Genomic DNA, 23,278 nt, shown 5'->3' on the forward strand with positions numbered 1-23,278 from the left:
AACTTCTTTGCCGCACTCCGGCGAACCCGCCAGCATGGTCGACGCCCGCGAGTACCACGAACGCTCGAAGCACTCCCCGCAGAGCGTCCGCGACACCGACTGGACGCTCGACTTCGACAACAAGCCACGGCCCTCGAAGGTGTACACCGATCTCCCGCGTCTCTCCCTCGGTGAGCCGGTGAACCCCCCGGACGCCCCGGCGCTGTCGGCGGTCGCCACGTCGCGGCCGTCACCGGACCGCGTCGGCGACCCGGCGACCGGGACCGGGCTCGCGGAGCTCTGTCACTACGCCGCCGGGGTCACGAAGACCCTCGAGATACGTGGCGAGCAGGCGTCGTTCCGGGCCGCCTCCTGCACGGGCAAGCTCTACCACATCGACCTCTACGCGGTGACGGGCGACCTCGACGACGCAGACCCGGGCGTCTACCAGTACGACCCCGAGTCCGACGAGTTCCACGTCCTGCGGGAGGGCGACTTCCGGGGCGTGCTCGCGGCCGCCAGTGGTGGGCAACAGGGCGTCGCGGATGCGCCCGTCACGCTCGTCGCCACGTCGACGTGGTGGCGCAACTCCTGGAAGTACCGCGACCGGACCTATCGCCACGCCTTCTGGGACTCGGGCACCGTCCTCGCGAACCTGCTCGCGGTCGCCCACGGCGCGGGCTACCGGGCCGAGGTCGTGGCGGGCTTCGCCGACGAGCCGGTCGTCGAGTTGTTGGGTATCGACCCCGAGTGGGAGGCGCCACTGGAGCTGGTCGCCGTCGGTGCGGACGACCCGGCGCCAGCGCCCGGGTCGGTCGAGCACATCGACCCCGCCATCGAGGTGGCCTCCGACCCGGTCGAGTTCCCCCTCATCCACGACGCCTGGGACCAGTCCACCCTCGCGGACGGCGAGACCGCCGAAGCGTGGCGCGAGGGGTTCGCGGACGCGACGGCGGCCGACTGTGGCACCCACGCACCCGGTGCCGGTGACCTGGTCCAGCTCGACCCGGTGGACGACGAGACCGCCTCTGCCCGCCCGGTCGGGAACACCATCGAGCGTCGCGGCTCGCTTCGCGAGTACAGCCACGAGCCCATCAGTGACCGCAAGCTCGCGACCATCCTGGACCGGGCGCTCCGGGGGGTTCCGACCGACTGCTTCGGCCGCGGCGCGCCCGACTCGCTGCTCGACTACTACGTCCTCGTCCACGCGGTCGAGGGCGTCCCCTCTGGCGCGTACCAGTACCACCCGGGGGAGAACGCCCTGGAGCGCGTCGGCGACACCGGCCGGCAGGAAGCGGCCTACCTCGCCCTCGGGCAGGAGGTCGTCGGCGACGCCGCGGTCAACGTCTACGCCATGGCCGACGTGGACGCGGTGGTCGAGCACGTCGGGAACCGGGGCTACCGGCTCGCCCAGCTGGAGGGCGGTATCGCGCTCGGCCGGCTCTACCTCGCGACCTACGCCCATCGCGCCCTCGGCGGCCGCGGGTTCACGTTCTACGACGACCTCGTGAGCGAGCACCTCTCGCCGCGCGCGTCGAACCAGACGCCGATGACGCTGTTCGCGTTCGGGAAGCCGGAGCAGTAGGGCCGAGGGTGTGCCGCATCGAGGCCCCTGCGTGAGTGAGTCGTCAGCAGGCGGTTCCGGGCCTCAGTCGTCCGCGGGCGCGGGCGCCTTCGCCGAGAGCGACACCGGCTCGGCGTCGACGCCGAGTTCGTCGAGGGCGACCTCCGCGGCCTTCTTGCCGGAGACGAGCATGGCGCCGAAGGTCGGCCCCATCCGCGGCAGGCCGTAGGCCGTCGCGACCGCCATGCCGGAGGCGACGAGGCCGTCGTGGACGAGGCCGGTGTGCTCGACGACCTCGTCCTCGCTGCGGCCGACCCACATCGAGTCGTGGCCGGGCGAGTCGTGGCCGGGCGCGCCGTAGCTGTCGTCGCCGGTCTGGTCCATCACCTGCCCGCGCTCGTTCGCGGCCTCGATGCCCGGCGCATCCAGCACGCCGCGCTCGTCGAGCTTGTTGATGGCCATCGCGTCGTGGCCGGTGGAGTCGATGACGAGGTCGGCCTCGACGGCGACCGGGTCGACGCAGGTGATCTCCCGGGGGAGCGCGTGGACCGGCGTGTAGTTCATCACGATGCCGGCGACGCGGTGGTCCTCGCGGACGACGATGTCCGTGAACTCGGTCATGTTCTGCATCTTCGCGCCGGCGTCGCAGGCGGCCTTGATGAGCGCGGAACAGGCGTGGGGGCCGTTCGCGACGAACAGGTCCTCGGTGTCGCGGGCCTCCTCGTAGGGCACCTCGAGGTCGTCGAACACCTTCTGGGCGGGGTCGCGCACGGTGACCTTGTTCATCAGGAAGCCGCCGAGCCAGAACCCGCCGCCGAGGTAGTTGTTCTTCTCGACGACCATCACGTCCACGTCGCGCTCGGCGAGTTCCGTCGCGGCCATCAGGCCGGAGGGGCCGCCCCCGACGATGATGACCTCCGTGTCCGAGTAGTCGAGGAACTCCTCGCTCCACTCCTGGCCGATGGCTCGTGTGACCGCCGCTTCGCCGACGTCGCTGAACTGGTCGAAGTCTCGCATACCACCTAGTGTTACCACCAAGTGTTTGATACCTCTTTCGGTCGCCCGACCGAAAGAACGAAACCGCAGAGATTCGAGGAGCGTGCATGGTCAGCGACCGGTTGCTCCGCTGGCGACTCGCGTTCGTGGCGGTCGCCACCGTGGGCTGTCTCGTCGGTGTCGGCGTCGTCGCCGCCCGCGTCGCGCGCCTCGGGCCGCACGGCGAGACGTTCGCCCTCGTGCTCGTGGGTGTCTTCGTCGGGGCGCTGGTGCTGTTGTTGCCACTGGTCGTGCTGGGACTCTACGTCGACCCGGGGAGCTGGTGGCGCGGCTGGTTCTGAGAGGGCCAGACTACCCGACGCTCTCGATCATGTCCAGCAACTCGTTGCGGTAGGTTCCGGGTGAGACCGTGACCGAGGGCGCGAGCTCGGACAGCCCGGCGACCGGGTAGGCCCCGCCGGCGAGGGCGAACGAGCCGCCGTCCGACCAGACCGCCAGCCAGCCCTCGACCTCGACCGCGTCTCCCGAGAGCGGGTACCGGGCGGTGTAGCGGTGGAGCCGGGCGCGGCTCCCGCTTCCGAGGCGCATCCGTTCGCTCCGGCCCTGTTCGACGTTCTCGAAGCCGCGCTCGCGGAGGTCGCCGGCGAACTCGCGGCGCGCCGAGGAGACCACGGTCGGGAACACCGACGCGGTGCCGAACCCGGGGGCCAGCGGCGGCCGGAACGTCAGGTCGGTCGAGAAGAAGAACCGCCACGGCAGGTCGTGGGCTCCCTCGGTCGCCTCCCGCACGGTGTCGCGGAGCGCACCGTCCTCGTAGAGGTGCGTCTCGCCGACGACCTCTGCCGCGGGAAGGCGGAACACCGTCTCCGTCACCTGTTCGACGAGGCGCCACTCCCCGTCGAGCCGGGACTCTGGCAGTGTCACCGGCATCTACACCGCGTGAGTTCCGTCGCCGGTGTGGACGCGGAACGAATCCTCGACGACGACGGCCCACGACCCCGCGAGCGACCCGCGTTCGAACAGGTGCTCGGGGACCAGCGGCATCGGCACCGGTTCGTAGCCGTGCTTGCGCATCGCCTGGATGCTGGTGAACCGGCCGACCTCGCGGCCGTCGCGGTCGTGGACGTGGAACTGCTTGTCGTGGCCGCGCCCGTAGGAGAACGGGAACGCGTCGGGCGTGGGACACGAGAGCCCGTCGACGTCGGTGAACAGTGCGACGGTCTCGCCGTCACCCGTCAGGACGACCTCCTTGCGGTCGGAGCCCGTTCTTCCGTCCAGTTCGGACTCGTCCGGGTCGAGTTCGCGCCAGACGTACTCGTCGGCCTGTGCGAGCGCGTACCGGCCGTTCGCCAGCGGGACGCGGTCGGGGCCGTTGTAGAAGGTACGACACCGGGTGTCGGTCTCGGCGGCCACGCAGTAGGGCCGGTCGAGGATGCCCAGGGCGACGCCCAGTTTCGACTCGTCGGGGACGACGAAGAGGACGTTCTGCTCGCCGGCGAGCGCGTTCGCGAACTGCGGGACCAGCGTCTTCGCGTCGACGTTCTCCGGCGCCAGTGCTTCGACCACCACGGGTCGGTCGGTCCGGAACAGGTCGGGGCCGTCGCCCGTCGGTCGTCCGACCACCGGGCCATCACCCGCATCCATCTCGTACCCGGCACGGGAGAGCACCGCCGCGCCGTGGTCGTTGCCAGCCGTGTATCTGACCATGGGAACTGTTGGCACCCGGAGGACAAGAACGTTGGGCGTCACTCGGTAGGTCGCACACGGCGTAGCGACCCCACCCCACCCTACTGCGGCGCGGTCTCGTGGACCCACGTCGCGAGGTCCGTCACCAGTTCCTCGGCCACGTTCCCGCCGAAGTAGAGCCCGTCCATCGTCACCGGCGTCGGGCCAGCCTGGAAGTAGTGGTCGACGCCCTCGTACAGTTCGACCCGGCTGCCGGGCGGGAGGTCGGCGGCCTGCCACACCTCGAACTCCTGTCGCTGGAACGTGAGCAGTTCTGCCTGCGTCTCCTCGTCGGCCCGGCTCGTCTTCGCGACGAACACCGGCAGCCCGAGGTCGCTGGCGGTCGCCGCGGGGGTACACTCGTTCACGCTCCGGTGCCACGTCCCGGGTCGCCCGTGGATGGTCTCGTCGTCCTCGAACTCGCCCGTGGCGATACGACGGAGCGTCTCGCGGTCGTCCTCGAGCCGGGCTTCCTGCTCCGCGTCGAGGTCGCCGTCGACCTCGAACTCGTACCGGATGATGTCGGCGTCCTCGGGGGCCAGCGGCGGGTCGGCGGGCCCGTCGAGGTTCACGATGCCCGCGACCCCGCCGTACCGGGCCGCGATGCGCGGGGCGGCCATCCCGCCCTGGCTGTGGCCCACGACGAACAGGGCGTCCGCGGTCACCTCCTCGGCCGCGGCGAGTTCGGTGAGCGCGGCGACCGCGTCGTCGGTGACGACCCTGTCGAGCGTGAACGCCTCGTCGGCGACCTCGTGGTCGGCGAGTCGCTTCTCGTACCGGAGCGTCGCGATGCCCTCGCTGGCGAGCCCCCACGCGAGGTCCCTGAGTATCTTCGCGTTCCCGGCGGTCCCGTCCGGGTCGTGGATGCCCGCGCCGTGGACGAGCAGGACGCCCGGGAACGGGCCGGAACCGTCGGGAACCGTGAGCAGCCCGTCGAGGGACACGTCGCCGGTGTCGACTGTCACCTCGCGTTCGCCGAAGTCGCGCTCGTCGACGTAGTCCGGGGCCGCGTACTCGGGGGAGAACGAGAAGCCCGTGATACCGTCCCCTTCGTCGGCGACCGACACGCTGGCCGTCTCGGAGCCGTTCTCGAAGTCGAACGTGACGGTCGCGTCGGTGCCATCGACGCGGACCTCGCCGACGCCCTCGAAGCGCCCGTACTGGCTGTAGAGGCCCCACCAGTACTGCTCGAGGGCGTCCTCGGCGTCGGGCTCCCCCTGCTGGAACTCGTCGGGCAGGTGCTCGACGACCGCCTCCCGGCCGGCCGCGGTCAGCAGGTCGGCTGCATCGGCGACGGACTGGTCACCGAAGCGGGTGGCGAACGTTCGGACCGTGTCTTCGACATCGTCCCTGGGGACCATGGTCGTCGCCCAGATTTCTGGTCAGTAGACAAATAGCTTGAGGACGGCTCGCGGTCAGTCGAAGCTCCCGTTGCGGATCGCGGCCTCGGCCTCGTCCAGCGCCCGCTCGCGGTCGAACGACTCGACGATGTCGCGAAGCTCGTCCTCGCTGGCGTCCGCGAGCTCGCGGGCGTGTTCGGTGATGTTCGGAATCGCCCGCATGATGTTGTCGATGACCGGGACGGCGGCCATCCGGGGCGAGCGCGAGCCGGGATTGAGGTCGACGACGATCTCGGTCTTGCCCATCTCGGCCAGCGCCTCGGCGCGGTCGCCGTCTTCGAGCGGGACCAGCACCACGTCGGCCCTGTAGATGCCGTCGGCGTCGACCTTCGCGCGCTCGTGGTCGAGGCCGGGGATGCGGGCGTCCGCGGTCAGCCCCTTCACGTCCGTCGCGCCGTGCTCGCGCAGGTGGTCGGCGATGGCCTGCATGCGCTCGGGGGTGCGGTTGAACAGGTTCACCTCGAGGTCCGCCCCGGTCGCCTCGGCCAGCTCGACCATCTCCTCCGGGCAGAGCGCGGCGACGTTCCCGTTCACCGAGAGCACCGGGTGCTCGGCCAGCAGCAGGTGTGCGGCCGCGGCGCGCTCGGCGGCGTCGGCGCTCTCGATGGTCTCCTCGCCCAGCAGGTAGTCGAAGGCCTCGCCGCGACCCTCCGCGATGAGGCCCTGCTTGCTCGTGATGCCCTTGTCGACGCCCGCCTCGATGCGGTGACGGGTCAGCAACGAGAGGTACCGGGGATGGCTCTCGGGTACCTCGACGTGGTCGCTCATGGCCCGCGATACGCCACCGACGAAAAAATACCCCCGGTCTGTGGCCGACTACTCGGTGAACGAGACCCAGCCGTCGGGTGCGTGTTCCTTCACGAGGTTCATCTCCGTGCGGGCCTCGCTCCGGCTCTCGTGCGGTTCGATGCTCTCGGCGAGGGCGTCGCCGCCCTCGTCGACGAGGCGCCAGATCCAGCCGCCCTCGACCATGTGCAACTCGAAGGCCGCGTCGTCGATCTCGATGACGCTGGCCGCGCTGACGAGGTCGCGCACGCTCTCGACCGTCTTGCGTGCCTCCTCGCGGCTGTCGAACGCGCCCGCGCCGGTCGAGACGACCTGCTGGGAGGAGTCGAGCAGCCGCCAGTACCAGCTGTCGCCCTCGCGGAACAGCTCGTAGGAGGCGTCGCCGAAGTCGACCCGGCCGGCCTGCGGGGCGAGCCGCCGGAGGTCCTCGACGTGGTCCTCGAGGTCGCCCCTGGTCCCGAAGAACCGCGTCCCCTGCGCGAGCACCTCGCGGTCCTCGTCGCTGAGGGTCCACCGCCAGCCCGAGTCCTCGCGGGTGAGCCAGATGACCGCCGACTCGATGGAGAAGACGGGGGCGTCGGCCGCGTCGTTCTGGACGGCCATGACGACGTCCTTGACGGCCTGTTCGGTCTCGTAGGCGCGTGCGCTCTCGGCGACCAGGTCGCGGTCGCGGTCGAGGAGCCGCCAGCGCCAGTCGTCCTCCTCCCCGACGAGCTGGACGACGAACTGCCCGATGGCGTAGGAGTCGGCCTCGGCGGCCACGCCGCGGATGCGCTCGACCGTCTGCTTGAGGTCGTCGCGGGTCGCGTGGGCCGCCTCGCCGTCGGCGACGACGCGGCCGTCCGTGAGGACGAACCGCCAGCGCCAGTCACCGTCGTCGGTGTACGCCTGGAAGATGGCGTCGGACATGGTCCGCACGTCGGCGTGCAGGTTGTCCTTCAGCTGCGAGAGGTAGGTGCGTGCGCCGCCACGGGTGTCGTGGAGCTTCGGCCCCTCGGCGACCATGTGGCCGGCCTCGTCGATGAGCCGCCAGCCCCACAGGTCGTCGTCGTTGCGGAACAGCTCGAAGGCGGCGGTGTCGATCTCCAGCATCTCCGCGTCGGGTGCCTTCTGCTTCAGCGTCATCATGGCCTCGGTCGCCTCCGAGCGGGACTCGTGTTCCGCGCCGGAGTCGGCCATCACGGCGCCGTCCTCGTCGATGAGCCGCCAGCGCCACTCGCCGTCGTCGGCCTCGTAGACCTGGAACGCGGCGTTCTCGAACTCGATGAGGTCGGCCTCGGCGGCCTGCTCGCGCACCCGTTCGATGGATTCGGTCGCGGCGTCCTCGGACATGTGGTCGAACGTCGAGTCCGCGAGGACGGTCCGGTCCTCGGTGGCGAGCCGCCAGTGCCAGTCCTCGCCGTCGGGGTAGACCTCGTACTCGGCCCCGTCGATGTCGACGAGGTCGGCGGCTTCGACGTTCCGGGCGACCTCGTCGGCCGAGCGCTCGCTCGCCGCGCGGTCGCCGGTGGGTTCGTGGCTCCGGGCGACGACGCTCTCGGTCGCGTCGACCAGCCGCCAGCGCCAGCCCTCGTCGGTCTCGTGGAGCTCGTACGTCGGCGTCCCGGCGACGGTCACCGAGGAGTCGCCGACCGCCGGCAGCACGTCCTCGACCGCGGACTCGGCCTGCCGACGGGTGTCGAAGTCGGCCGTGCTGGTCGCGAGCAGTTCGTCGTCGCCGTCGACGAACCGCCAGTCCCACGTACCGTCCTCGTTGGCGAGTTCGACCCCGATGGACTCGACGGCGAGGGCGCGCGCGTCGCCGAACTCCTCGGCCATCCGCATCGCGACGCGCTCGGCGTCCTCGTGGCTCGGGAAGTCCCCGACGCCGGTCGCCAGGTCGTTCCGGTCCGCGTCGAGCAGCTCCCACGTCCAGCGGTTGTCGCGCTCGGTGTAGTTGAACGCGGCCCCGTCGATGTCGAGGATGTCCGCGCCGGCACCGGCCTCCTTGACGAAACTGACCGACTCCTCGGTCGTGTCGCGGTCCTCGTAGAGGTCGGTACCTTCGGCGACGACGCTGCCGTCGTCGCGCATCAGCACCCAGCGCCACTCGCCCTCGTCGTTCTCGTACAGGCGGAAGGCGGCCGTCGTGATCTCCAGCAGGCCGGCCTCGTCGATCTGTGTCTTCACGCCGTCGATGGTCGCCTCGGCGTCGGGCCGGGTCGCGGCCGTCGCCTCGCTGCTGGCCAGTGCGTCCTGCTGGATGATGCGCCAGGTCCAGTCGCCTGTCGCGTTCCGGAACACCGCGAACAGGGCGCCCCGCATCGCTTCGCCGACCATGACGGGCGGCTGGTCGCCGTAGCCCTCCTCCTCGACGAGGAAGCCCTTGCGCCCGGTGACGACCGGGACCAGCGCCGTCACGCCGGCCAGTATCGCGTTCCCGGTCAGGTACGTCACGATGACCATCGGGCTCCGGTCGGAGATGCCGTCAGGCCCCCAGTACTGCGGGTAGACGGTCGTGAACAGTATCACGCCGACGATGGCGATGGCGAGCCCCACCACCGAGGCCTGTATCGCTCGCCTGCGTACCGGTAACAGCAACACGATCCCGAACAGTCCCAGCGAGAGCCCCACGGCCGCGATGGACCAGGCGATCTCCTGTAGGAAGAACTGTTCGCCGGCCATCATCCCCGGACCGAGCAGGTAGAAGAGGATTCCACCGAACCCGACGAGATAGCCGGCGATGAAGAGCCAGTACCCGTAGACCTCACGGGCCGACTCCGGTTCACCCACGTATTGTTCGTACAACCCGAACAGCTTGTTCCGCACTTCGGTATGCGTCGACATGCCCACAGGCGAATCTATCCCCCATTTATAATAAATGCTTCAACCCCACTCACGGCTAATTTTAGGAAAATAAAACGTACAACCGCGTCTATGTATTAACACTTGCGGCCGAACCGTCTGGCGGTTTCGAACGATAGTATTTCTTATGGTTGTTCGTTAACACTATCTCCAGTGGCGACGTGACTGGGCGCTGACAGGGCTCTGGACGGCGAATCAGCCGGAAATCGCATCGTTCGCGCGGCCGCGGTCCCACGGAGAATCGAGGGCGGTGCGCCGGCGGTCACCAGCGCCCCGCCGTCACTTCAGCATCGCGCCGGCCGGGTGGGTCGCACACACCGAGGCGTCGTAGCCGGCGTCGGTCAGACCACTGCCGAGTGCGAACACCGTCTCGCCGAGCATCGCCATCGACGCCTGGCCGCCCGCGTCGATGACCTCCTCGATGACGTCCCTGACGTCGGGGGTGAGCAGGTCCGCCTCGCGGGCGAACCGGCGCGACGCGAAGATGAAACTCGCCAGCGTCGGCTCCTTGACGACGCGCGAGAGTGCCTGCTTGCCCGCCTCCGAGAGCTGTTCCGTGTCGCCCGAGAGCACCTCGGCGGTCGAGAGCTGGCCGATGTTGAGGTACTCGACCCGGGCGCGCGCCGGAATCCCGTCGAGCAGGTTGTGCTGCGGGCCGCCCGGCTCCAGCCGGAGGGGGATACCCCCGCGAGCCTGCGCGACCACGTCGCCGAGGCCGGTCCCGGCCTGCACCTCCGCGCCGTGGGCGATGGTCACCAGTTCGTTCTCCGAGAGCTGCCGGTCGAACACCTGGTTCGTCGCCAGCGCGGTCCCGAGCGCCATCGCGCCGGAGACGCCGAAGCCGGCGCCGAGGGGTAGCGGCGTCTCGGCCTCGACGGTCGCCCCGGCGTCGAGCGTCCGGAGCACCGTCAGCACCGAGTCGACCTCGGTGACCTCGCCGTTCAGCCGCACCGTCGGGTCGCTGCTCGGTCGGACCGTCACCTCGACGCCGTCGGTGAGCGTGAGCCCCCCACCCCGGGAGCCCGCCTTCGTCGGGTCGTCCGCGTTCGGATGCGCGCTGAAGAACCCCGTGATGTGCCCGGGGACGAAAGCACGCGCCTCGTCGGTCATACCCCGAGAGTCTGCGACGCGGGCGTTAAATCGTTATCATCTCCCGCTCCCCCGTGGGGCTCTACTCGGCCGACTGTCGACCCGCCCAGCCCGTTGCCCTACTCGGCGAGCCTGATGTGCCGGTTCGGGTGCTGGTCCGCGCCGGCGGCGAGGACGTCGGACTGGAGCAACTCCTCGATGCGGGCCTTCGCCGCCTCGCGCTCCACGCCGCCGAGGATGCCCAGCGCGTCGAGCAACAGCTCGTCCGGGACGCCCTCGCCGGCGCCGCCCATCGGCGTCCGGGCGTCGTCCCCGCTGCCCGGGTCCCGCAGGCGCTCGACGTACGCCGTCACGTCGGTCTCGCCCGCGAGGTCGTCGTGCCACGACGCCGGGAAGGCGCTCACCCGGCCATCACCGACCCAGTAGCAGTCGGCGCCGGTCCACGTCTCCGCGTCGTCGGCCCGGTCCGTCACGACCGTCACCAGACTCTCCGGCTCGAACGGCACGTCCTCGCCGCCGGCCATCTCGTCACGCACCGCCGCGGCGTACTCGCGGACCGTCTCGGTGGCGACCCCCGGCCGGTCGGCGTCGTGGAACCGCTCGACCAGCGTCAGGAACTCGGTCACGCGGAGACTCCGACCACGGTCGACCGCTCGCTGGAGGACTGCGTCGTCGAGTCGTGTCATGTCCGGGACTCGGGCCTCGACCCGTGTCAGTGGCCGCCCAAGGTGGCTTGCCCACCCGCGACCGCACCATTGAAACCCGCCGCCCGAGAGGGGGTCGGTATGGCTCTCTCACAGCTGACTGGCATCGCGGTCGCCGCCCTGCTCGCGGGCGTCCTCGCCGGCGGCTCCCGGCTGGTCGTCGGGACCGAAGGTGGTCCGGGTGGTGCCGCCACGACGGTCGTCGTGACGGGCGTCGCGACCGCAGCCCTCGTGGCCGTCTTCGGCGGGCTGCTGGTCGGGGTCGAGGCACTCGTCGGGGGCCTCCTCGCAGGAGTCGTCGGCGGCATCATCACCCTCGCACTCGCCCTGATGGCGTACAACAGCGACAGCTGGGTCGCCGCCGACGAGGGCGCCGACCAGACGACCGCCGTCAGGCAGGTCGAGACCCTCGTCGGGTCGAGCGCGGTCGGGATGCTGGCGGCGACGCTGGCGGTCTACCTGCTGTAGCGGTCGCGAAGAAAGGAATCGGGTGTTCTGCGGGCGGGGAGGGGCTCGGACGCTGACGATTCGGCGAGACTCACTGTGTTCGTCTCGCGGGAATTCACTCGCAAATCGAAGATTTGCTCGTGCTTCCCACGCTCCGAAACAGCGCACTTCGCCCTTACGGGCTCAGACGCTGGCGGTCTCGCGGGAACAGCACAGCCTCCCGGATGTTGTCGAGCCCGAGCATCGTCATGATGAGACGCTCGCCACCGAGGCCCCAGCCGGCGTGGGGCGGCATGCCGTACTTGAACATCTTGGTGTAGTACTCGAACTCGTCGGGGTTCAGGCCCTGCTGCTCGAAGCCCTCGACGAGGTGGTCGTAGCGGTGCTCGCGCTGGCCGCCGGAGACGAGCTCCATGCGCGGGTGCATGAGGTCGAAGCCGGTCGAGGTCTCGGGGTCGTCGTCGAGGTCCTTGATGTAGAACGGCTTGATCTCGCTGGGCCAGTTCGTGATGAAGTAGTGCTCGCCGACGTCCTCGCCGAGCGCGCGCTCGGCCTCGGTGGAGAGGTCGTCGCCGTAGACGAGCATCTCGTCGAGTTCGCCGGTCGCGTTGACGCGCTCGATGGCCTCCTCGTAGGTGAGCCGCGGGAAGTCGCCCTCGGGCAGGTCGAACTCGTCCTCGAGACCGAGGAGTTCGAGCTCCTCCTGGCAGTTCTCGGAGACGGCCTCGTAGGCGGCCTTCACGACGCCCTCGACGACGTCCATCGCGTCGTTGTGGTCGTGGAACGCGCCCTCGAAGTCGATGGAGGTCGCCTCGTTCAGGTGACGGGGCGTGTTGTGTTCCTCGGCGCGGAAGATGGGGCCGATCTCGAAGACCTTCTCCAGCCCGGAGCCGGCCATGAGCTGCTTGAACAGCTGTGGCGACTGGTTCATGAACGCCTCCTCGCCGAAGTACGAGATGGGGAAGAGTTCGGTGCCGCCCTCGGTGCCGGTGGCGACGATCTTCGGCGTGTTGATCTCCGTGCAGCCGACGTCGCGGAAGTGCTCGCGGACCGCGCGCAGGACCTCCGAGCGGATCTCGAAGACGGCCTTCACGTCGGGCTTGCGGAGGTCGAGGGTGCGGTTGTCGAGGCGGGTCGGGAGCTCGGCGTCGACCTTGCCGGATGGGTCGAGCGGGAGCTGCGGGTCGGCGGGCGCGACGACCTCGAACGACTCGGGAACGAGTTCGAAGCCGGTCGGCGCGCGCGGTTCCTCCTTCACGTCGCCGGTGACCTTGACGACGGATTCGCGGGCGGCGTCGAGGCCGGTCTCGACGAGTTCCTCGTCCATCTCGTCCTTCTCCAGTTTGACCTGGAGCTTGCCTGTCTTGTCTCGGACGATGACGAACGCGATACCACCGAGGTCGCGGGTCTCGTGGACCCAGCCGGCGACGGTCGCCGAGGTGCCGGGTTCCACGTCCGCGGTGTACGTTCTGTTCTCCATACCGCGTGATTCCGGAGGCTGTATCTTAAATGACTTCGTTTCGTGCCAGCACGCCTCCGAAAGGGTTTTCAGTGGTTCCGCGGGTCCTCGCCGACCTGTCGGTCGACGAGTTCGGACAGGCCACGGCGCAGACGCTCCGAGGCGGCCTGCCCGGAGATACCGAGTTCCTCAGCCACGTCGCCGAGGTTCGCTTCCCGTGGAACCGAGAAGTACCCGGCCGCCAGTGCGACCCGGAGGGCCTCCCGCTGGTCGTCGCTCAGCGTCACCCGTCTGGTCACGTGCTGCTCGCACGGCCCGCTGGCGACGGCCTCGACCGACGCCGAGACCGCGCTGTCGGAGAGGTGTGCCTCGAAGGTCGCCATGTCCTCGCGGTCGGGGAACCGGAACCGGGCCCGCCATTGCGCGTCGCGACACGTCGCCGAGAGCAACTGGCCGTCGAGGTCCAGTAGCAGGTCGTACAGCGAGACGAGGACCGCGTCGGTGAGCGTGACCGAGAGGAGTGCCCACCGGTCGTGGTCACAGACGTGCGTCTGCTTGCCGACGGAGCCGTCGTCGGCCAGTGCCGCCCGGAAGTCGGCGACGTCGACGTTCCGGACCCAGAAGTCGAGTTCGACGGTCCCCCGGTCGGTCCGTCCCACCTGGTCGACCTCCAGCACCGCGTCCGGGAAGCGCCGCAGGGTGTCCCCGAGGCCCAGCGAACTCGCTTCGACGGCGAACTCGACACTGACAGTCATTCGTCTCGAAGAAGGCCATATTATAGATAAATGTCACGGCTAGACGGCCGTGATACCCGCAGACGACCATGAATTTCCAGCGTATCCGAGGTTCTCGTATCATCACCCAGTGGTAATGCTCGCGGGTCCCCCCGCGCACCGGGTGTGTCGGGCCCCGGCAGGTCAGGCGTCGTTCGCGCCGCGGACCGTCGCCTCGACCGCCTCGATGCCCTCGTCGTGGACGAGGTCGCCGACGACGACCACGTCGGCGTGTTCGGCCATCGTGTTGGCCGACTCGTAGTCGTGGATGCCGCCGCCGTAGAACACGGTCGCCTCGTCGACCGCGTCCTGGGCCGCGGCGACCTTCTCGGTGTCACCGAGCATCCCGGAGTACTCGATGTAGATGATCTCCTGGCCGAACATGCGTTCTGCAATCTCGGCGTAGGCCGCCACGTCGTCGGCCTGCAGGTCGCACTCGGCCTCGGTGTACTCGGCGACGCTGGCCTCGTCGTTGAGGACGATGTAGGCCTCCGTCGTCGTCTTCTCCCAGTCGAAGTCGTCGATGCGGAGCCACTCCTTGTGCGCGCCGGTGACCCAGAACACGTCGCCGGCGTTGAACACGGTCGGGACGAGGTAGCCGTCGAGGTGGTCGGAGTCGACGACCACGTTCGGCATGCTCGGCTCCTGGTACAGCGGCACGTCGTGCTCGGCGCAGGCCTCGATGACCTCGGCGACCTTCTCCTCGGTCATGCCGAGGGTTCCGCCGATCTCGATGGCGTCGGTGCCCGTCGCACACACGTCTTCGTAGGTGACCCCGTCGGGGAGCTCCTTGTCGGGGTCGAGTTTCAGGATGTGGTTCCAGTCGTCCCACGGTCGGCTCATACGGGGACGAACCTCGTGCCCGGCTAAAATCTCTTCGAAACCCCGACCCGGAGTTTAACGTCGCCAGCCGCCGTCTGTACGGGTGACTCATGGCTCCTGCGCCCGCTGCTGCCGCCCGACTGCGAGCGGACGCACTCGACGCGCGGGAGCACCTGCCGGACGGACAGGCCGGCGACGTGGCACTCTCGCGCGTCCTCGTCTGTTGCTTCGCCGACGCGAGGGGCCGATTCCCCGGCGCTCTCGACTGGGGGGACCGCGACGGTCTGCCGGACCGCCTCGACGCCGCCTGGGCCGCCGTCGAGGACCGGGTCCCGACCGACCCGCTCCCACTCGACGCGTGGCCCGATGCGGCCGCACTCGCCGACGCCGTGGCGGCCCTCCGGACCGTCGGCGACACCGACGAGCCCCGGGACTTCGCGGCCATCGACCCGCGACACGTCGGCACGGTCCACGAGGCGGTCCTGGCCGACCGGCGCAAGGCCGCCGGCGCGTACTACACCCCGCTCCCGGTGGTCGCCTACGTGGTCGCCGAGACGGTCGGCCCCCTCGCCGAGGCGGTCGCGGCGGGCGAACGCGACCTGACCGACCTCGCGGTGCTGGACCCCGCGATGGGCTGTGGCCGCTTCCTCGTCGGCGCGGTCTGCGAGTTGCGGGACCGGCTGGCTGGCGAGTCTGGCGACGACCCGCAGACCCTCGTCGACGACCTCGTCGCGAACACCGTCTACGGCGTCGACCTCGACGCCAGGGCGGTCGACCTCGCGGTGCTGGTCTGCTGGCTCGCGACCGACGCCGGCCCGGCCGCCCTCGCCAGCCTCCGCCAGCACCTCGCCGTCGGCGACTCGCTCGTCGGCGCCGGCCCCGACGGCGCGTCCACCGAGCCATCGGCCGACAGCCGACCACCAGCCGACAGCCAGCCCCTCGACTGGCCAGCCACGTTCCCGGACGTGCTCGGGCCGGACGGGGCGACCGGCGAGCGCGGCCGGTTCGACGCCGCCATCGGGAACCCGCCCTACGTCCGCAGCCGGCACCTCCCGGCCGACCTGAAGACGTACCTCCGCGAGCACTACAGCACCGTCACCGGCGCGTTCGACCTCTACATCCCGTTCGTCGAGCGCTCGGGCGACCTCGCCGCGCACGTCGGGCTCGTCGTCCCGAACAAGTGGACGACCACCCGGTACGGCCGGCCCCTGCGCGACCAGTTGCTCGACCGCCACCGGCTCACCGAACTCGTGGACCTCTCCTCGCACGACGTGTTCCCCGACGCCAACGTCTACCCCCTCGTCCTGCGGTTCGCGGCCGACGCGGGCCCGACCGAGACCGTCACGGTCGCCCGGCCGGCGGCCGAGGCGACCATCACCGCCGCCGAGCGCGTGGCTGTCCCCAGAGCCGTCGTGGACCGCCTCGGCGACCGGGTGGTCCCGACCGACCTCTCCGCGGACGCCGCCGACCTCGTCGCCCGGCTCTCGGGGGCCGGCGACCGTCTCGGCGACCACGCGACGATGACGGAGGGCATCCACACCGGGAACGTCCGCGAGCGACTGCTCGTCGACGACCCCGGCCCCGACACCGAACCGGTCGTCGGCGGGGACGCCGTCACGCCCTACCTCGTGGACTGGGCCGGGCGCTACATCCGGTACGACCCGGGGCTCGTGGACGAGGCCGCGGGGGAGTACGCCGACCTCCGCGAGCCGGCCCTCTTCGAGGGCGAGAAACTGCTCGTCCCGGACGTGAGCGAGGGACCCGAGGCAGGCTACGACGACCACGACCGCTACGTCCTGAACTCCTGTTACGTCGTCCGGCCCCGCGATGGCTCGCCGTACTCGACCTGGGCGCTGCTCGGCCTCCTGAACGCGGGGCTCGTGGACTGGTACTTCCGGCAGGTCTACGGCGGCAGCCACGTCAGCGGCGGCTACCTCCGGTGCAAGCCCATGTTCCTCGGCGAGGTGCCACTCCCGGCGGCGCCGCCACCCGACGCCGTCGACCGACTCGCCGCGCTGGCCCGGCAGGCACACGACGCCCGGCGAGCGCGCCGCGACCTCGAGCCCGCGCTGGCGCTCTCGGTCGACGGCGCCCTCGCGGGAGACGACACCGACACACTCGCAGACCTCGGTGCGGTCGCGGTGGCGACCGGCCCGCTCGGGGCCACCACGCGCACCCACGACCGGCTTCGCATCGGCCGGGTCGCGGTCGAGCAGACCGACGAGGGCGTGGTGATCCTGGCGACGGCGCGGTACCGCCCCGACGAGCAGGACCCGGCGACCGACCTCGCACCCGACAGCTGGGGGTACGTCGAGACCGACCTGCGCCCCGCGGTCCGGCTGGCGTGTGACGACCGCCTCGGCGCGCTCGTCGGCGCGGTCGTCTCGCAGGCGGTCGCGGGCGAGGGGAGCCCGGCCGGGTTCCGCCGCGAGGCCAGCAAGACGAACTCGCTCACGGACCGGCTGCTCGCGGTCCGGGTGCCCGACCCGGCCGCGGTCGCCGACGAACTCGACTCCTATCGCGAGACGACGCAGGAGGCCGCAGAGCTGGCGGCGACGATACGCGAGACCGACGCGAGAATCGACGAGGTGGTCGCGTCGCTGTTCGGGCTGTCGGTCGAGGAGAGTGAAATCGTCGCGCGGGCTGCCGAGGAGGACTAGGCGTTCGCCTGCCAGCCGCGCACCCGGTCGGCGCTGACGCCCTGGACCGCCCCGGCGACCTCGTCTGGGTCGGCCTCTTTCAGGTCGTCGACGCTCTCGATACCGGCCTCCTTGAGCTTCTCGGCGGTCTTCGCGCCGATGCCTTCCAGCGCCTCGAGGCCGGTCCCCGAGTCGCTCTCTCTGGCCTGGTACTCGCGGTAGTTGCAGATGGGACAGCCGAGTTCCCACGGGTCGCGGTCCGAGTCCTCGTACTCCACGTGGATGGAGAACGCGCCGTGTTCGTCACACACCTCGTCCTCGATGACGACGACGTTGCCGCGCCGGGGCAGGGGCACGGAGTAGTCGCAGTCGGGGTAGCGCGAACAGCCGACGAGTCGCGAGCCGTTCCGCAGGGTCTTCACGCGCAGTTCGCCATCGTGCTCCTCGTGGCATTCGGGACACGGCCCGACGGCGGGGCCCTCGCCCGCGGCGTCGGCCTTGCACATCGGGCAGCCGTGGACGAACGTCTGGCGGCCCGCGAGCATCTTCACCTCGTGCATCTCGTGCTCCTCGCAGGTCTCGTCCATGATGAGCGGCTTGCCCGTCGAGGGCAGCGGGAGCGTGAACTCGCAGTCGGGGTAGCCGTCACAGCCGACGAAGTACGAGCCGCGCCGGGAGCGCCGGACCAGCAGCTGGTGGCCGGACTCCGGGCAGGGGCCGAGTTGCTTGTCGGCCTTCAGGCTCTTCTGGAGGTGGTCGCCGATCTCCTCGCGGGAGTCGCGCAACTCGGCGAACACCTGTTCGAGCATCTCGCGGGACTCGTCGGTCACGTCCTCCAGCGAGACCTCGCCGGAGGCGATGCGGTCCATGTCCTTCTCCAGCTGGGCCGTCATGTCCTCGCTGACGATGTGGTCGGCGTAGTTCTCGGCGGCCTCGACGACGGCCTTCGCGAGCTGGGTCGGCCGCGGCGGGTCGCTCTCGACGTAGCCCCGGTCGTACAGTTTCTCCAGGGTCTCGTGGCGGGTCGCCTTCGTCCCGATGCCCATCTTCTCCATCGTCTCGATGAGCCGCGACTGGCCGTAGCGCCGCGGCGGCTGGGTCTGCTTGGCCTCGAACCGAACCTCGCCGATGGCGAGGTCCTCGCCGACGGACACGTCGGGGACGTGGTTCTCGGAGGTGTTGTAGTACGGGTAGACGGCGTGGTAGCCGGGGTCGACGAGGCGCTTCCCGTTGGCCTTCAGGGTGTGCTCGCCGATGTCGGCGACGACCTTGAGGTGCTCCCACTTCGCGGGCTCGGCACAGGTCGCGTAGAAGCGCCGGACCACGAGTTCGTACACCTCCCACTCGTCGTCGTCCACGTCGCTGCCGCGGACCGGAATCTCGCCGGTCGGGTGGATGGGCGGGTGGTCGGTCGTCTCGTTCTCGCCGCGGGTCGGCTCGATGTCTTCGAGGTCGAGCAGGTCCTCGGCGGACTCGCCCAGTTCGGAGTGCCCGACGAAGTCGTCGAGCAGTTCCTCGGGGTCGAGGTCGTCCGGGTACACCGTGTTGTCCGTCCGCGGGTAGGTGATGTAGCCGGCGGTGTAGAGGTCCTCAGCGATGCTCATGGCGCGCTTGGCCGAGTAGCCAAGCGAACTGGCCGCGCGGATGAACTGCGTGGTGTTGAACGGCGCCGGGGGCGTGTCGGTCCGGGTGCGCCGGTCCACGTCGGAGACGGTGGCGGTGCTGGCCTCCTGCAGTTCCTCGTACACCGACTCCGCCGTCGCCTCGTCCCAGACGCGCTCGGCCTCGTTGCCGTCCTCGTCGAGGTAGTAGTACTGCGCCTCGAACTCCTCGTCGTCCTTCCCGAGGTCGGCGAACAGCTCCCAGTAGTCCTCGGGGTCGAACGCCTCGATCTCGCGCTCGCGGTCGACGATGAGCTTCAGCGTCGGGGACTGGACGCGCCCGACCGAGATGAAGTCGTCACCGAGCTGGCGGGCGGCCAGCGAGAGGTACCTGGTGAGTGCCGCCCCCCACACGAGGTCGATGATCTGGCGGGCCTCGCCCGCCGCCGCGAGGTCGAAGTCGAGGTCGTCCGGGTTGTCGAACGCCTCCGTGACCTCGCGCTGGGTGATGGAGGAGAAGCGCACCCGGTCGATGGGCACGTCGTCGTTCACCTCGCGGACGAGTTCGTACGCCTCCTTCCCGATGAGTTCGCCCTCGCGGTCGTAGTCTGTCGCGATGGTGACGCGGTCGGCCTTGCGCGAGAGCAGGCGCAGCGTCGCGACGATGTTCTCCTTCGTCGGCGTCTTCTGGATGCTCGCGTCGATGAGCTCGTGTGGCTCCACGTCGCGCCAGTCGTTGTACTCTGGCGGGAAGTCCACGCCGACGACGTGGCCCGACAGGCCGACGCAGCGCTTGCCGCCCCACTTGTAGACGTTCACGCCGTTCTCGCGCTCGGCGCTGGCGGACTCGCCGCTCAGGATGTCGGCGATGCGTCGTGCCGCGTTGTCCTTCTCCGTGATTATCAGCTCCATGGGTCACCCCCGGCTCTCCGGTCGGTCATTGGCGGTGGATAGGTCGGAGGCCGTTCTAAAGGTTTCGGGGCCGAAAATCGAGAGACGGCGGCGGGACAAGGCGCACCTGCGCGCGGGAGCGAGCGACCGCGAGACGTGTCACCCTCGCTGGACCACGTCGACCCCGCGGACCTCGATGCACGCCCCGCCGGCCGCGCTCTCGGTCACCGTGACGGTCCAGTCGTGGGCGTCCGCGATGGACTCCACGATGGCCAGCCCGAACCCGGAGCCGTCGGGCTGTGAGGAGTGGCCGTGGTCGAGCACCGTCTCCCGGCAGTCCGCCGGGATGCCCTGGCCGTCGTCGGCCACGAAGAAGCCGTCCTCGCCCTCGAAACAGCCGACGCGGACGGTCAGGAGGGGCTGGTCCCCGGCCTGCTCCCATCCTTCATCGGCCGATTCGTGCTCGACAGCGTCTCCGGCTCCGCCGGAGGCTCGTGGACCGCCATGTTCCACGGCGTCGTCAGATTCCATCTGACGGCCTGTCGAGCCGTGCTCGACAGCGTTGCGGAACAGGTTCTCCAGCAACTGCTGTGCCCGCCCCTCGTCGGCCCGGATGGCACAGTCGCCCTCGACCTCGAGTTCCGCGTCCGGCGTCTCGACGCTCGCCCACGCCCGGACCGCCAGCGACTCGAGGTCGCACAGGGCCAGCTGTTGCACCGCGGTCCCGTGCTGGGCCAGCGCGAGCAGGTCCTGGACGAGTTCGTCCATCCGGGCGAGCGCCTCCCGGACGTGCTCGATGCGCTCGACCTCGCCCGTCTCCGCGAGCAGGTCGGCGTGACTGGTCGCGACCGACAGGGGGTTCCGCAGGTCGTGGCTCACCACGCCCGCGAACGCCTCCAGGCGCTCGTTCTGGCGTTCGAGGCGTTCGCGACTGCGCTCCAGGGCTTCCTCGCGCTCGCGCTGTTCCGTGATGTCGGTGTAGATGGCGTACCCGAACCGGACGCCGTTCTCGTGGCGGTTCGGTACGTCTCGCAGGAGGAACTGGCGCTCCCCGTCGGCGGTCAGCCGGGTGACCTCGGCGTCGAGTGGCTCCCCACGAGCGACCTGCTGGTTCAGGTTGGCGGCCTCGTCGGTCCTGTCCTGGGGGACGACGAAGTCGTCGAGGGACTCGCCGCGGATAGCCGCTGTCGAGTGCCCGAACACTCGCTCGAACGCCGGGTTCACGTCGGTCACGTACGGTTCGTCGTCCTCGCGGAGTTCGTAGGCGACCGTCGGCTCCGGGATGTTGTCGAACAGCGCCTGGAAGCGCTCGCGCTCCTCGCGCAGGGCGCGCTCGCGCTCGGCCGCCTCGACGACCTTCTCGACGCGGTTCACGAGGAGGTCGAACCGGTCCGGGCTGGCGTCCTTGCGGACGTAGTCGGTGACGCCCGCCGAGATGGCCTCGCTCGCCACGTCCTCCGAGCCCTTCCCGGTGAACATCACGAACGGGAGGTCCGGGTCGCGCTCACGGACCGCCGCGAACAGGGCGAGGCCGTCCATCGTCGGCATCCGGTAGTCGCTGACGACGCAGTCCACGTCGTCCAGCACGTCGAGAGCAGCCTCGGGGTCCGTGGTCGGCTCGACGGTGACGTGGTCGTACTCGCGGGTGAGCGTCCGTCTGGTGAGTTCGAGAAACCCCTCGTCGTCGTCGACGTGGCAGACCCTGATCGGGCGCTGCCTCCCGGTCGGCATGGCTCTGAGGAAGTGGTGTACCCTGAAGAACGTGTCGGCCAGCCGAAAGCAGTTGGAGGGGGAGACAGTCAGGCCGCCCTACTCGTCCAGCGCGGCCCGGAGCTTCTGGTTGACGGTCCCGGGGTCCGCAGAGCCCTGGGTCTTCTGCATGACCTGGCCGACGAGGAAGTTCAGCGCGCCGTCCTCGCCGTCGTAGTAGTCCTCGACAGCGTCGGGATTCTCGTCGATGGCTTCCTGCACCGCGGTCGCGACCTCGTCCTCGCCGGTCTTGCCGAGGCCCTCGCGGTCGACGATGTCGTCCGGTGCATCGCCGTCGTCGAGCATGCTTCGGAGGACTATCTCCTCGGCGTTCTTCGTCGTAATCTCGTCCTCGGCGACGAGTTCGACGAGCCGGGTGAACTCGTCGAGGCGGTGGGCCACGTCCGTGATGGCCATGTCGCGGTAGTTGAGCTCGCCGAGGAGGTTGTCGGCGACCCACGTCGCGGCGAGGTCGGGGTCGAACTGCTCGGCGACGTCCTCGTAGAAGTCCGCGACCTGCTTCGTGCTGGTGAGTTTGGAGGCGGATTCGCGGTCGAGACCGTACTCCTCCTGGAAGCGCTCGCGGCGGGCGTCCGGGAGTTCCGGGATGGCGATGCGCTCCTTCCAGTCCGAGACCTGCAGCGGCGGGAGGTCGGCCTCCTCGAAGTAGCGGTAGTCCTTCTCCTCCTCCTTCGAGCGCATCGAGACGGTGGTGCCGTGGGTCTCGTTGAAGTGGCGCGTCTCCTGGGCGACGGCCTTGCCGCGCTGGACCAGGTTCTTCTGGCGGTTGCGCTCGTAGGCCAGCGCCTTCTCGGCGCCCTTGTGGCTGGAGATGTTCTTGACCTCGGTGCGGTTCGCGTCCTCGAGGACCTCCTTCGAGATGCTGCCGTCGTCGGCGACCTCGTCGGCCGGGACGATGGAGAGGTTGGCGTCCACGCGCAGGCTGCCGTCGCGCTGGCTGTCGAACACGCCCAGATATTCGAGGACCTCGGTGAGCTTCGCGAGGAAGGCCCGGGCCTCCTGCGGGCTGCGGAAGTCCGGCTCCGTGACGATCTCCATCAGGGGCGTGCCGGCGCGGTTGTAGTTGACCAGCGTGTAGTCCGCGTTGTCGATGTCGCCGCCGACGTGCTGGAGGCTGCCGGGGTCCTCCTCGAGGTGGGCGCGGCGGATGCGGATGTCCTTGCGCTCGCCCTCGACCGAGATCTCGAGCTCGCCGTCGCGACAGACCGGCTCGTCGTACTGGGTGATCTGGAAGTTCTTCGGCAGGTCGGGGTAGTAGTAGTTCTTCCGGTGGAACCGGGTCTCCTCGGGGATGTCGGCGTCGATGGCCTTGCCGACCTTCACGGCGGCCTCGACCGCGCCCTCGTTGAGGACGGGCAGGGCGCCCGGCAGACCGAGGCAGACGGGACAGACGTTCGTGTTCGGTTCCTCGGTCGGTTCCGTCGGACAGCCACAGAATATCTTGGTGTCCGTCTCCAGCTGGACGTGGACCTCCAGCCCGATGACGGCCGCGAGTTCGTCCGGCTGCACAGCCTGCGCAGTCATTGGCCGTGGATTCGGTGTGGGGTGGTTAAAGCGTGACGGGTTCCGTTCTGGGGGGTCGGTCGGTGTTCTCGAGTTGCGGGTGTTGATGGCCGGTTCGGTGTGTCTGGGAGTGCTGGTGGTGACTAGCAGTTCACTCGCGCTGGCGGCATGGAGACCGCCCCCGCACAGCACCGCCCCGCACCACGCCCTCCCCAGCCGACTCTCTCCGTTTCGTTCCGTTGCACTCCACTTCACTCCGGTCGTCCCTCGCGCGCCCCTGCTCGCG

The 23,278-nt window shown here is 69.8% G+C and carries 18 protein-coding genes; 4 read left to right on the top strand and 14 right to left on the bottom strand.

Features of this window, described 5'->3' with window-relative positions; all coding sequences use genetic code 11:
* Positions 1-34: 34 nt before the first annotated feature.
* The gene (locus tag NOV86_RS14975; protein WP_267642413.1) at positions 35-1,564 is read left to right on the top strand and encodes a SagB/ThcOx family dehydrogenase; all 1,530 of its coding nucleotides are present in this window, start codon (positions 35-37) and stop codon (positions 1,562-1,564) included.
* Between the two features lie 63 nt (positions 1,565-1,627).
* Here the strand turns inward: NOV86_RS14975 and NOV86_RS14980 are convergent, their stop codons facing one another.
* Positions 1,628-2,560, bottom strand: a complete 933-nt coding sequence (locus NOV86_RS14980; RefSeq protein ID WP_267642414.1) for a sulfide-dependent adenosine diphosphate thiazole synthase — start codon at positions 2,558-2,560, stop codon at positions 1,628-1,630.
* An 86-nt stretch (positions 2,561-2,646) separates the two neighbouring features.
* Here NOV86_RS14980 and NOV86_RS14985 point away from each other — a divergent pair, with 86 nt between their 5' ends.
* Entirely contained in the window at positions 2,647-2,880 is a 234-nt protein-coding gene (locus NOV86_RS14985) for a hypothetical protein (protein WP_267642416.1), read from the top strand.
* Between the two features lie 10 nt (positions 2,881-2,890).
* Here the strand turns inward: NOV86_RS14985 and NOV86_RS14990 are convergent, their stop codons facing one another.
* The 7 genes from NOV86_RS14990 to NOV86_RS15020 all read right to left on the bottom strand — a co-directional run bounded on the left by NOV86_RS14990 (position 2,891) and on the right by NOV86_RS15020 (position 11,069).
* On the bottom strand, positions 2,891-3,463 hold the full coding sequence (locus NOV86_RS14990) for a DUF6517 family protein (protein ID WP_267642418.1): 573 nt from the start codon (positions 3,461-3,463) through the stop codon (positions 2,891-2,893).
* Between the two features lie 6 nt (positions 3,464-3,469).
* Positions 3,470-4,246 (bottom strand): hypothetical protein, encoded by a 777-nt coding sequence (locus NOV86_RS14995; RefSeq protein ID WP_267642419.1) that lies wholly within the window; start codon positions 4,244-4,246, stop codon positions 3,470-3,472.
* A gap of 80 nt (positions 4,247-4,326) precedes the next feature.
* Positions 4,327-5,625 carry a dienelactone hydrolase family protein gene (locus NOV86_RS15000; RefSeq protein WP_267642420.1) on the bottom strand — a complete coding sequence of 433 codons (1,299 nt, stop codon included), beginning with the start codon at positions 5,623-5,625 and terminating at the stop codon, positions 4,327-4,329.
* A gap of 54 nt (positions 5,626-5,679) precedes the next feature.
* A complete protein-coding gene (locus NOV86_RS15005; RefSeq protein ID WP_267642421.1) occupies positions 5,680-6,432 on the bottom strand; it encodes a 4-phosphopantoate--beta-alanine ligase in 753 nt (250 codons plus the stop codon).
* Between the two features lie 48 nt (positions 6,433-6,480).
* Entirely contained in the window at positions 6,481-9,276 is a 2,796-nt protein-coding gene (locus NOV86_RS15010) for a DUF1508 domain-containing protein (RefSeq protein ID WP_267642422.1), read from the bottom strand.
* Positions 9,277-9,573: 297 nt separating this feature from the next.
* Entirely contained in the window at positions 9,574-10,404 is an 831-nt protein-coding gene (locus tag NOV86_RS15015; RefSeq protein WP_267642424.1) for a pantoate kinase, read from the bottom strand.
* A gap of 98 nt (positions 10,405-10,502) precedes the next feature.
* Complete coding sequence (locus NOV86_RS15020) at positions 10,503-11,069, bottom strand: hypothetical protein (protein ID WP_267642425.1); 567 nt, start codon at positions 11,067-11,069, stop codon at positions 10,503-10,505.
* A 99-nt stretch (positions 11,070-11,168) separates the two neighbouring features.
* On the opposite strand from NOV86_RS15020, the gene NOV86_RS15025 reads away from it, so the two are divergent.
* Positions 11,169-11,555, top strand: a complete 387-nt coding sequence (locus tag NOV86_RS15025) for a hypothetical protein (RefSeq protein ID WP_267642426.1) — start codon at positions 11,169-11,171, stop codon at positions 11,553-11,555.
* A gap of 154 nt (positions 11,556-11,709) precedes the next feature.
* On the opposite strand, the gene aspS is transcribed toward NOV86_RS15025, so the two are convergent.
* The 3 genes from aspS to NOV86_RS15040 all read right to left on the bottom strand — a co-directional run bounded on the left by aspS (position 11,710) and on the right by NOV86_RS15040 (position 14,609).
* Entirely contained in the window at positions 11,710-13,014 is a 1,305-nt protein-coding gene (gene aspS / locus NOV86_RS15030; protein ID WP_267642427.1) for an aspartate--tRNA(Asn) ligase, read from the bottom strand.
* Positions 13,015-13,082: 68 nt separating this feature from the next.
* Complete coding sequence (locus NOV86_RS15035) at positions 13,083-13,748, bottom strand: helix-turn-helix domain-containing protein (RefSeq protein WP_267642429.1); 666 nt, start codon at positions 13,746-13,748, stop codon at positions 13,083-13,085.
* A gap of 162 nt (positions 13,749-13,910) precedes the next feature.
* Positions 13,911-14,609, bottom strand: coding sequence for a phosphoglycerol geranylgeranyltransferase (locus tag NOV86_RS15040; RefSeq protein ID WP_267642430.1), 699 nt, complete (start codon positions 14,607-14,609; stop codon positions 13,911-13,913).
* Between the two features lie 89 nt (positions 14,610-14,698).
* On the opposite strand from NOV86_RS15040, the gene NOV86_RS15045 reads away from it, so the two are divergent.
* Positions 14,699-17,248 (top strand): Eco57I restriction-modification methylase domain-containing protein, encoded by a 2,550-nt coding sequence (locus NOV86_RS15045; protein WP_267642431.1) that lies wholly within the window; start codon positions 14,699-14,701, stop codon positions 17,246-17,248.
* On the opposite strand, the gene NOV86_RS15050 is transcribed toward NOV86_RS15045, so the two are convergent.
* The 3 genes from NOV86_RS15050 to gatB form a co-directional block, all read right to left on the bottom strand.
* Positions 17,245-19,740, bottom strand: a complete 2,496-nt coding sequence (locus NOV86_RS15050) for a DNA topoisomerase I (protein WP_267642433.1) — start codon at positions 19,738-19,740, stop codon at positions 17,245-17,247. The genes NOV86_RS15045 and NOV86_RS15050 overlap by 4 nt on opposite strands.
* Before the next feature lie 138 nt (positions 19,741-19,878).
* Entirely contained in the window at positions 19,879-21,450 is a 1,572-nt protein-coding gene (locus tag NOV86_RS15055) for a response regulator (protein ID WP_267642434.1), read from the bottom strand.
* A gap of 78 nt (positions 21,451-21,528) precedes the next feature.
* Positions 21,529-23,013, bottom strand: a complete 1,485-nt coding sequence (gene gatB / locus NOV86_RS15060; RefSeq protein ID WP_267642435.1) for an Asp-tRNA(Asn)/Glu-tRNA(Gln) amidotransferase subunit GatB — start codon at positions 23,011-23,013, stop codon at positions 21,529-21,531.
* Positions 23,014-23,278 lie beyond the last annotated feature (265 nt).

It is taken from the genome of Haloarchaeobius amylolyticus, from assembly GCF_026616195.1.
Taxonomy (GTDB): domain Archaea; phylum Halobacteriota; class Halobacteria; order Halobacteriales; family Natrialbaceae; genus Haloarchaeobius; species Haloarchaeobius amylolyticus.